General features: G+C 35.1%; 8 protein-coding genes. 5 read left to right on the forward strand and 3 right to left on the reverse strand.

Annotated features, from left to right (window positions below; all coding sequences use genetic code 11):
* The first annotated feature begins 201 nt into the window (after positions 1-201).
* The 4 genes from ADJ83_RS11450 to gndA all read left to right on the forward strand — a co-directional run bounded on the left by ADJ83_RS11450 (position 202) and on the right by gndA (position 4,835).
* Positions 202-1,323, forward strand: a complete 1,122-nt coding sequence (locus ADJ83_RS11450; protein WP_048717788.1) for a tripeptidase T — start codon at positions 202-204, stop codon at positions 1,321-1,323.
* A 159-nt stretch (positions 1,324-1,482) separates the two neighbouring features.
* The gene (locus tag ADJ83_RS11455; RefSeq protein WP_048717790.1) at positions 1,483-1,950 is read left to right on the forward strand and encodes a chemotaxis protein CheW; all 468 of its coding nucleotides are present in this window, start codon (positions 1,483-1,485) and stop codon (positions 1,948-1,950) included.
* Between the two features lie 63 nt (positions 1,951-2,013).
* Positions 2,014-3,279, forward strand: a complete 1,266-nt coding sequence (locus ADJ83_RS11460; RefSeq protein WP_048717793.1) for a DNA polymerase IV — start codon at positions 2,014-2,016, stop codon at positions 3,277-3,279.
* Positions 3,280-3,422: 143 nt separating this feature from the next.
* Positions 3,423-4,835, forward strand: coding sequence for an NADP-dependent phosphogluconate dehydrogenase (gene gndA / locus ADJ83_RS11465; RefSeq protein ID WP_048717795.1), 1,413 nt, complete (start codon positions 3,423-3,425; stop codon positions 4,833-4,835).
* Positions 4,836-5,186: 351 nt separating this feature from the next.
* On the opposite strand, the gene ADJ83_RS11470 is transcribed toward gndA, so the two are convergent.
* Positions 5,187-6,296 (reverse strand): metallophosphoesterase, encoded by a 1,110-nt coding sequence (locus ADJ83_RS11470; protein ID WP_031538395.1) that lies wholly within the window; start codon positions 6,294-6,296, stop codon positions 5,187-5,189.
* 93 nt (positions 6,297-6,389) lie between these two features.
* Entirely contained in the window at positions 6,390-7,862 is a 1,473-nt protein-coding gene (gene zwf, locus ADJ83_RS11475) for a glucose-6-phosphate dehydrogenase (protein WP_031538393.1), read from the reverse strand.
* Between the two features lie 418 nt (positions 7,863-8,280).
* On the opposite strand from zwf, the gene rnz reads away from it, so the two are divergent.
* Complete coding sequence (gene rnz, locus ADJ83_RS11480; protein WP_031538391.1) at positions 8,281-9,195, forward strand: ribonuclease Z; 915 nt, start codon at positions 8,281-8,283, stop codon at positions 9,193-9,195.
* Between the two features lie 123 nt (positions 9,196-9,318).
* On the opposite strand, the gene ADJ83_RS11485 is transcribed toward rnz, so the two are convergent.
* Positions 9,319-10,539 carry an ISL3 family transposase gene (locus ADJ83_RS11485; RefSeq protein WP_081836520.1) on the reverse strand — a complete coding sequence of 407 codons (1,221 nt, stop codon included), beginning with the start codon at positions 10,537-10,539 and terminating at the stop codon, positions 9,319-9,321.
* Between the last annotated feature and the right edge of the window lie 114 nt (positions 10,540-10,653).

Genomic DNA, 10,653 nt, shown 5'->3' on the forward strand with positions numbered 1-10,653 from the left:
TCGTCTTTAAAGATTAGTTATTTAGATTTGTCCCAGCCTCTTTAAAAATACAGATCTATTCTTAAAAATAAAGGTAGATATTCCGTCCGAAATTTTCATATCTACATGAAAATCAAAATAATTATCCCTGTGATTTTCATTTGATGTTCTATTTTTATAAGCGTATACTAATAATGTCACTAATTTTTGGAGGAACAAAAAATGATTAATCAAGAGCGTTTATTAAATCAATTTTTAGAACTAGTACAAATTGATTCGGAAACAAAGTTTGAAAAAGAAATTAGTATTGTATTAAAAAAGAAATTTGAAGAGCTAGGTTTAGAAGTATTCGAGGATGATACTACTGCGATTACAGGTCACGGTGCAGGTAATTTAATCTGTACACTGCCGGCAACAAAGGAAAATGTTGATCCGATTTACTTCACCTCTCATATGGATACAGTAGTTCCTGGAGTTGGAGTAAAACCGTCCATTAAAGATGGATACATAGTAACAGATGGCACGACAATACTTGGGGCAGATGATAAAACTGGTTTATCTGTTATGCTTGAAATACTTACTGTAATTAAAGAAAATAATATTCCTCATGGAACCATTCAATTTATCATCACAGTAGGAGAAGAATCTGGATTATTAGGAGCAAAAGCACTTGATCCAAAATTAATTCAAGCAAAATACGGCTACGCATTAGATAGTGATGGTAAAGTAGGAAATATCGTTGTAGCTGCACCAACACAAGCAAAAGTCAAAGCAACGATTCTAGGGAAAACAGCTCATGCAGGCGTGGCACCTGAAAAGGGAGTTTCTGCTATTACGATTGCTTCTAAAGCGGTAGCAAAAATGCCTTTAGGTCGTATAGACAAAGAAACAACAGCCAATATCGGCAGTTTCGCTGGAGGAAAACAAACAAATATCGTTTGCGACCATGTAGATATTCTTGCAGAAGCACGCTCATTAGTAGAAGATAAAATGCTTGCACAAGTTGCTAAAATGAAGGATGCATTTGAGTCAGCTGCTAAAGAAATGGGTGGAGAAGCTATTGTAGAAGTGGATATAATGTATCCAGGTTTTAAATTCGGTGAAGGTGACCATGTCGTGGAAGTGGCTAAAAAAGCCGCTGCAAAAATTGGCAGAAGCTGTGAATTACAACAAAGCGGCGGAGGTAGTGATGCCAACGTAATCTGCGGTTTTGGCATTCCTACAGTTAATCTTGCGGTAGGATATGAAGATATTCATACAACAAATGAAAAGATGCCAATTGAAGAATTAAATAAATTGGCTGAGATGGTACTAGCTATTATTGAAGAAGTAACAGGTAAATAATCAAGGTTATGTAAGGGTGTGTCCTAATTTAGGATTCACTCTTTTTTTGTATATATATCGAAACAAATGTTTCTATTTTACTTGCATTTATTTAGAAAACAGAGGAAAATATTTTTATAGGAAAATACTACTGTACATACTAATTTTGGGGGAATATAGATGGAAGAGAAGAAGGTTGTTATTTTTAAAGTTGCTAGCGGCGAATATTCAATAGATGTTTCTTATGTGATATCGATTGAGAAAGAAGAACAAATTACACCTGTTCCTCAATTGCCTTCCTTTGTGAAAGGGATAAGAAAAGTAAGAGACGAGCTCATTCCTGTTATTGATTTACAGATGGTATTATATAATCAAAGGACAGAAGAAAATGAAACAAATAAATTAATTGTGGTGAGAACAGAGGATATTTCTTTTGCCATGATTGTCCATGACGCGAAGGAAATCATTGATATTAAAGAAGAGGTTATTAAAGAGGTCGGAATCTCTGCATATCAGAAAACAGAATATATAACAGGAGTTCTTAATTTAGAAAAACGTTTGGTTTTAATGTTGGACCCTACTATTTTGATTGAAACATTAGATGGGGTAAGAGAAATTAAAGACTATATGAAAAATCAGCCTGCTTAATTTCTTCCAGAAGGATAAATGTATTAAATAATCTATAATGATCAAAAGAATGGTGAAGGTAAGATGAAAGAATTTTATCCAAAAAAGGGACGAGTTATACTACATGTAGATATGAACAGTTTTTATGCATCTGTAGAAATGGCCTATAATCCACAGTTAAAGGGGAAACCACTGGCAATTGCGGGGAATGAAAAAGAGCGCAGAGGTATAATCGTCACTTGTAGCTATGAAGCAAGAAAATTTGGAGTAAAAACAACCATGCCTTTATGGGAAGCAAAAAAGAAATGCCCGGATTTAATCGTTTTACCTCCAAATTTTGATCGTTATCGAACGGCATCCCTTGCCATGTTTCAAATTCTCCATGAATTCTCGGATATCGTTGAGCCAGTTTCCATCGACGAAGGCTATGTTGATATTACGAATTGTCATGAGTTAGGAACCCCGATTTACATTGCAAAAACAATCCAGAAACGAATTTATGAACGCTTAGATTTACCATGCAGTATTGGGATTGCTCCAAATAAATTTCTCGCCAAAACGGCATCTGATCTAAAAAAACCGATGGGTATCACCATTTTAAGAAAGCGGGACATTCCACAAATCCTTTGGCCAATGGAAGTAGAAGAAATGCATGGTATAGGAAAAAAAACAGGGGAAAAACTAAGGGCAATTGGTATCCAAACCATTCAAGATTTGGCGATGGCTCAATCCATTCCACTAAAAGCAACAATAGGCATTAATGGTATTCGCTTAAAGGAAAGAGCCAATGGAGAAGATAACCGGGCAGTCGATCCGGAAGCAGCTAATGAATTTAAAAGCATTGGGAATTCTACTACTTTGCCTCGTGATGTAAAGAATCAACAAGAATTATTTCAAGTTTTGGAAACACTAGCAAATAAAGTTGCTACGCGTATGAAAAGAAAGCATGTGCATGCTAATCATGTTACTGTCACGATTCGTTACGGAAACCGTAAAAATTATTCCAAAAGCAAAAAATTAGCAAATCCAATTAAAACAGAAGAAGAGATACATCAATTAAGCAAAGAGATTTTTATTTCAGCATGGGATGGAAATCCAGTCCGCTTACTCGGAATAACAGCAGGAGATTTAATAGACAATAATATTGTAGTAAAACAACTGGATCTCTTTTCTTTTGAAAAGGACGCAGAAAAAGAACCTCTCTGGACTGCTATTGATAAGCTAAAAGAAAAATATGGCTCATCCATAATCGAACCAGCATCTGAAAAAAATAATATTTCAAAAAAGGAAGAAAATATCGGTACACTGACTAGCTTCAATAAAGATTTTCTACAAGGAAAGAAATTTTAGTTCGGTTATTTTTAATAAAAAAATTTTTTTGAAATAAACCGGAAAAGTAGTTGCATTTTAGTTGCATAACTTAAAAAATCTTGCTAAAGTTAAGTGAATTCTACTATAAAGGATACATAGTTTAGAAGGGACGTTAGGAAAAAATGACAAAACAGCAATTTGGTGTAATCGGTTTAGCGGTCATGGGCAAAAACCTTGCGATGAACATCGAAAGCAGAGGATATACTGTTTCCGTTTTCAACCGTTCAAAAGAAAAAACAGAAGAAATGCTTAAAGAATCAGAAGGCAAGAATATTGTTGGAACATATACGTTAGAAGAATTTGTACAATCTTTAGAAGTTCCACGTAAAATTATGCTAATGGTAAAAGCAGGTCCAGCTACAGACGCTACAATCGAGCAATTAAAACCTTTATTAGATAAAGGGGATATTGTTATCGATGGTGGTAACACATTCTTTAAAGATACACAAAGACGTAACAAAGAATTAAGTGAACTTGGTATTCACTTTATTGGTACAGGCGTTTCTGGTGGAGAAGAAGGCGCTTTAAAAGGTCCTTCTATCATGCCTGGTGGTCAAAAAGAAGCATATGAATTGGTTGCTCCTATTTTCCGTGATATCTCTGCAAAAGTTAATGATGAGCCTTGTACTACTTATATCGGTCCAGATGGTGCTGGCCATTATGTTAAAATGGTCCACAACGGTATAGAGTATGGAGATATGCAATTAATCTGTGAAGCATACTTTATCATGAAGCATGTTCTAGGATTAGAAGCGCAAGAACTTCATGAAGTATTTGCAGAATGGAATAAAGGAGAGCTTGATAGCTACCTAATCGAAATTACTGCAGACATCTTCACTAAAATAGATGAAGAAACAGGTAAGCCTTTAGTAGATCTAATTTTAGATACTGCTGGTCAAAAAGGAACTGGTAAATGGACAAGCCAAAGTGCCCTAGATTTAGGTGTTCCACTTCCAATGATTACAGAATCTGTATTTGCTCGTTTTATTTCAGCAATGAAAGACGAACGTGTAAAAGCAAGCAAAGTACTTACAGGTCCAGAAATCAAACCATTTACAGGCGATAAAGCAGCATATATCGAATCTGTTCGTAAAGCACTTTACTTAAGTAAGATTGTTTCATATGCACAAGGTTTTGCACAAATGAGAGAAGCATCTGACGAATACGATTGGAACTTAAACTATGGAGAAATCGCTATGATTTTCCGTGGTGGTTGTATTATTCGTGCTCAATTCTTACAAAAAATTAAAGATGCATATGACCGTGATCCAGAATTGAAAAACCTATTATTGGATCCATACTTCAGTGAAATCACTGAAAACTATCAAGCAGCATTACGTGAAGTAATTTCTGGTGCTGTCTTAAACGGTATTCCTGTACCAAGCTTTGCAGCAGCATTATCATACTTTGATAGCTACCGTACAGCAACTTTACCAGCAAACTTATTACAAGCGCAACGTGACTACTTCGGTGCACACACATATGAGCGTCTTGATAAAGAAGGAATTTTCCATACAAACTGGATGGAAAAATAAGAAATATGTTAAAACACATCACACTTTTAATTGTGGTGTGTTTTTTTTGTTGGGATTAAATAAACTGAATGATATATCAACGGTGAAGGTGCATAAATTAGGGGAATGATAAAAGGGGTATAGCGGAAGTTGAGGGTATAGTGGCATTTATCAAGGGAATGAAAACCAAAAGACGAGCTGGAAAGAGAAAAGTGTGTTCATCAAGCGTATCATCAAATAGAAATTTTCCGCACCCAATCATTTCTTCTACCTACTTAAATTAAAAAATACTATAAAAAATATGCTGCTATATTTTTTCAGCAGCATATACAAGAGTGTTTATTTTTTCAAAATAATAATAGTTAACTCGTTTTAAGTAAATTTAATTTCAATAGAAACGATCTCTGATCTACTGCCAATTCTAATTGGTGGTCCCCAGAATCCAAAGCCGGAGGAAACAATGGCATGAAGTTGCTTCTTTTGTTTGTATCCCCAATCTAATTCAAATACTCTTCTAGTTATAAGATGATTTGGTGCCATTTGTCCTCTGTGTGTATGTCCTGATAAAATGACGTCAATTCCATCATTCATGGCAGCTTCAAGCTCATCTGGCTGGTGATCCATCATGATGATTGGAAGGCGGTTGCTCTCATTTTCTAATAGTGCAGGAATGGAAAGCCTATCTTTATCTGTTTTATCTTTTCTACCAATTAGACGAATAGTTTCGTCGATTGTGATTTTTTCATCCATTAAGATGTGAATGCCAATGCGGTTCATTTCTTTAATAAACGTAGGTATCATTTTTCCATAATACTCGTGATTGCCTAATACACCATAAATACCTAATGGAGCATGTAATTGTTTCAATTGCTCTCCCATCTTCTTTTTCATAAAAGGAATTGGGTCGTCATCAATGATATCGCCAGGTAATAATATTAAATCAGGCTGTAGGCTGTTTATTTGCGTTACTAGCCGATTTAAATGACTTTTCCCAGATAAAGTGCCAAAGTGCATATCAGAAGCCATAGCGATGCGTAGAGTGTCTCTTTTTGCTTGTTTTTTTTCTACAGTAAGTTTATATGTTCTAATAATTGGCGAATAAGCATTATATGTTCCAAAAACAAGTAAAAATAAGAGTAAGGATGCAGTGATAGTACCTATGATTATGGTCGCATCCATCGGATCCATCAACATCTTTAAGATAAACCAGCTAATATTGGCTAGGGGAAAAAGGATTAGTCCATATTCAAAAATAGCTAGCCAATAGGCACCAATTATTTTAAAGATCGTAATTGATTTAAGGAAGTGACTAATAAAATACGCATAGGAAAAAAGGATAATAGCTCCAATATAGAAAGCTGGGTAGGGTGTCAGTTGAAAGGATTTAAGCCATACATAACCATTCCAGCCAATGTAATAAACAAGTAAATTATATATGAGAAATACTAGCAAAATAGTAAAGGCAAATTTTATTTTTTTCATCAGGAGCTCCTATTATTCCATTTTTGATAAGCAAAAAAACGTGAATTCAAATGAGGATTCACGTTTTTTAAAAGTTTCTAGAAAAAGTTTTACTTAGCAAACATCTACTTCAAATTGATTGACCGGCCACCAGAAGAAGCCATCTTTTTCTAATAACTCATCTGCCTCTTTTGGTCCCATTGTCCCTGATGCATAATTTGGGAATTGAGTAGAAGGAGTTTGTTCCCACGCTTGTGAAATTTTATCTACGTAGCTCCAAGATAACGCAACTTCATCCCAATGGGTAAAGTTTGTAGCATCACCGTGAAGGCTGTCATCAATTAGTTTCTCATAGGCTTCTGGTGTATTTATTCCTGCAATTCCTGTATTTGCATAGCTCAGTTTAATAGGTGTTGCTTCCATGTTTTGTCCTGCTTTTTTAGCATTTAAATGCAAAGTGATTCCTTCTTCTGGTTGAATATGAATGACAAGAAGGTTTGGTGTGATCTCTTGATCAGGTCGATTATATAGATTCATTGGGATATCTTTAAATTGAACAACAATCTTTGTTGATTTGCTTTCTAATCTTTTTCCTGTACGGATATAGAATGGAACGCCAGCCCAACGGAAGTTATCGATCATTACTTTACCAGCTACAAAAGTTTCAGTATTGGAATTAGGATCAACCATTTGTTCTTCACGGTAGCTTGGTACTTCTAAATCTTCTACTAATCCTTTGCCGTATTGTCCTCTTACAAAGTATTTGTCCATTTCCTCTACTTCAATTGGACGCATTGCACGGAAAACTTTTACTTTCTCTGAGCGAATTTCATCTGGAGTAAGTTTAATTGGCGGTTCCATTGCAAGAAGGGCAACCATCTGTAGCATATGGTTTTGAACCATATCACGAAGTGCGCCACTTGTTTCATAATATCTACCACGTTCTTCCACTCCAAGTACTTCACTTGAGGTTACTTGAATATTGCTGATATAACGGTTGTTCCACAGGTTTTCAAAAATCGCATTAGAAAAACGAATCGTTTCAATATTTTGAACCATTGCTTTTCCTAAGTAATGGTCAATTCGATATACTTCATCTTCAGAAAAAGCAGTACGGATTTGCTCATTCAGTTCTTTAGCGGATTCTAAGTCATGTCCAAATGGTTTTTCAATGATTAAACGTTTATATCCTTTTACATCCGTTAATCCATCCTGATTTAAATGAATCGCAATTGGTCCGAAGAATTCTGGTGCCATTGCTAAATAAAATACACGATTGCCGTTTAAGCTATATTTGACATCTAATTCATCTGCGATGTTTTTTAGCTCCGCATAAGAGCTTGAATCTGTAACATCATGAGAATGATAGCAGAAATAAGAAGCGAATGTCTCTAAGTCATCATTTTTAGAACCCGCAATGGCTTCAGACACAGAGTTAACAACATTTTGTTTGAACTGTTCTTGTGTTAACGTTCTTCTTCCTACACCTACCACGGCGAAATTTGCTAATTTACCTTTTTTATACAATCGATAAAGAGATGGAAAAAGCTTTCTATTGGCTAAATCTCCTGTAGCTCCGAAGATCATAATAAGTGCATTTGATGTTTGTTTTTCATTCACTTTCTTGTACCTCATTTCATTTATATATGTATGAAAATTTTTAAATTGCTGCTTTACAAAAGTACATTTTTCTTAAAATAAGACATGTACCTATACAGTTATAAAATTTTATCTTTTTCTGAAGGATAAGGCAACACATTTGTTTGTAATTTTTGCAAATATTTTTACTATTTGTATTTTCAGCAGAAATTTTTCATTCATCCAACATGATATTACAATAGATTAGCAAAAGTTACTAGTTAAAAGATTTAGGAATTTGGATATTCCATCAGCTGTAAAGTATACTTAAGGCAACTATTCTGATTTAGTATTTAATGATACGGTTTTATTTATACAGCAGGATTAGGTACAACGAAGAAAAATGAAAGGGGATTATCGAGTAAACATGAAATTGCAATTTTTAGGAACTGGTGCAGGGATTCCGGCTAAATCGAGAAATGTTTCAGCAATTGCTTTAAAGCTTTTAGAAGAAAAGGGTAGTATTTGGCTATTTGATTGTGGAGAAGCAACACAGCATCAAATTTTACATACTAGTATAAAACCAAGAAGAGTGGAGAAGGTGTTTATTACCCATTTACATGGAGATCACATCTATGGATTGCCAGGCTTTCTTTCGAGTAGATCTTTTCAAGGCGGAGAAACACCATTGACAGTATATGGACCAAAAGGAATTAGGGACTATATACAAATAAGTCTTGCTGTTAGTCAGACATACTTAAAATATGAGCTACGAGTCGTGGAGATAGAAGAAGGCGTAATCTTTGAAGACGATGATTTTATGGTAGAAGCAAAAATATTAGAGCATGGTGTAACAAGCTTTGGCTATCGTGTAATCGAAAAGGATCGCCCAGGAAAGTTAGATACCGTCAAATTATTGGAATATGGGATAAAACCAGGACCTATTTATAAAAAAATTAAAGATGGAGAAGACCTCAAGCTTGATGATGGTACAGTCATAAGCAGTCAAACTTTTCTTGGGCCGAATATTAAAGGAAGAATTATTACTATTTTAGGGGATACAAGAACGTGTAATGCTGCAGAAGTATTAGCTAAAGAAGCAAAAATATTGGTTCATGAAGCAACATTTTCTGAAAAAGAAGCTTCTATTGCCACCGAATATTATCATTCCACAACTGTACAAGCTGCCGAAACAGCGAAAAGGGCTAATGTTGATTGTCTGCTATTAACCCATATTAGTGCAAGATATGACCAATCGTTAACTATACAGCTATTGAGAGAAGCAAGAGGCATATTTCCTAATACATATATTGCAGAAGATTTTTCAGAGTTTGATATTTAGAAGGAAAGGTTCTAAGTCAATTGTTGGGGTAAAATACTAGGCTACCGCGCTTAAGCTTGGTGGCATTTGTATGTTTGGAAGGTCTTAGACCCTCCAAACATACAAATGTTCATTCTCTAGTTTTTATCCAACATGTATTCCAATTCCCTTAAATTGATGTGTTAATAATATCTTGGCACGAAAGCGCTCAAAACTTCTAAATCCAAATGCGTTTCGTTTGATTACTTTGGTGGAATTGTTAATCCCCTCAAGAAAACCATTTGAGTAATTGTACACAAAGCTGTTGAGTATCTCCGTCTGCCAATTCTTGAATGTCTTTATTACATCAGACATCTCTAAAATACCTTCGGTTTTAAATCTTATTAAAAGTTGTTCGAGTTCATATTTGACCTTCTTAATTTGTGTGCTTCCAATTTCTTTAGCCCTTGTAAACCATGCTCGAAAGGCTTCTTTCAGTTCATAGGCCTGCTTTAATTCTTCCGACATAGATAGATATCTCTCTAGAAGCCAACGTTCTTCATTATTTAACTTATCTTTTGCTTTATGAAAGACATGTTTCATTCTCTTACACTTCTTACGATCATACGCATGAAAGTTTTGTTGGACACGTCGCCTAACCTTATCTAATGCCCAATAAATATATCGACAAAAATGAAACCTGTCCGCTACAATAACTGGTTTACCCAGAGCTTCTTGTACAGCTGCTTTAAAGGATGGACTCATATCCATGATTACGATTTGTACTTGCGCTCCATGTTTTTGAAGGTACCGTTTAATCGTTTTTTTATACCGATTTGGAAGAATGTCAATTGGTTCTCTTGTGATTCCATTAGCTATAATTAATTGATATTTCCCTTCCTTGGTATCGCCTTTGTACTCATCAATAGCTATCACTTTTGGCAGCTCTGTGACCGGATGAATTGCTTCTTTGGCTATTTGATCGAAACGACGAACAACTGTTGTTGGGGATGTTCCATAAACTTCTGCCGTCTCTTTATATGTTTTTCCTTTTATTGCTTTGATTGCAATTGCCTGGTTCCATTCGATCGTACTACGCTGATAACACTCTACAAACGTGTTCATTTCAGAGAATCGCTTTCCGCAAGCACAAACATATCTTCTTCTTTTATAGAACAACAGCGTTTTTCGTTCAAACCACTTCAAATGTTTGATTTTTTGAATGCGATAATCATGAATTCGATTGGTTTGACTGCCACACTTTGGACAACAGTGCGGTTTACGCTCCATCTCTACATAAACATGAATATATTCTCCTACTTCTTCTACGTTTTTTACCAGCACATCTTTTAATCCTGGAATAGAAATGTTAAAATTCATATACACGCATCTCCATTTCTTTACTTGTTTCTCGACAATTCAAGTATAAAAGAATTGGATGTATGCGTGTATTTTTTTGCATACAAATTGTAGGACAACCCCAACAAATATTATAGAGCC

This window comes from Bacillus sp. 522_BSPC, from assembly GCF_001076885.1.
Taxonomy (GTDB): domain Bacteria; phylum Bacillota; class Bacilli; order Bacillales; family Cytobacillaceae; genus Niallia; species Niallia hominis.

Excerpts from the sequence above, each read along its gene's own strand:
- ADJ83_RS11450 (WP_048717788.1), top strand. The coding sequence starts at position 202 with ATGATTAATCAAGAGCGTTTATTAAATCAATTTTTAGAACTAGTACAA.
- ADJ83_RS11455 (WP_048717790.1), top strand. The coding sequence starts at position 1,483 with ATGGAAGAGAAGAAGGTTGTTATTTTTAAAGTTGCTAGCGGCGAATAT.
- ADJ83_RS11460 (WP_048717793.1), top strand. The coding sequence starts at position 2,014 with ATGAAAGAATTTTATCCAAAAAAGGGACGAGTTATACTACATGTAGAT.
- gndA (WP_048717795.1), top strand. The coding sequence starts at position 3,423 with ATGACAAAACAGCAATTTGGTGTAATCGGTTTAGCGGTCATGGGCAAA.
- ADJ83_RS11470 (WP_031538395.1), bottom strand. The coding sequence starts at position 6,296 with ATGAAAAAAATAAAATTTGCCTTTACTATTTTGCTAGTATTTCTCATA.
- zwf (WP_031538393.1), bottom strand. The coding sequence starts at position 7,862 with ATGATCTTCGGAGCTACAGGAGATTTAGCCAATAGAAAGCTTTTTCCA.
- rnz (WP_031538391.1), top strand. The coding sequence starts at position 8,281 with ATGAAATTGCAATTTTTAGGAACTGGTGCAGGGATTCCGGCTAAATCG.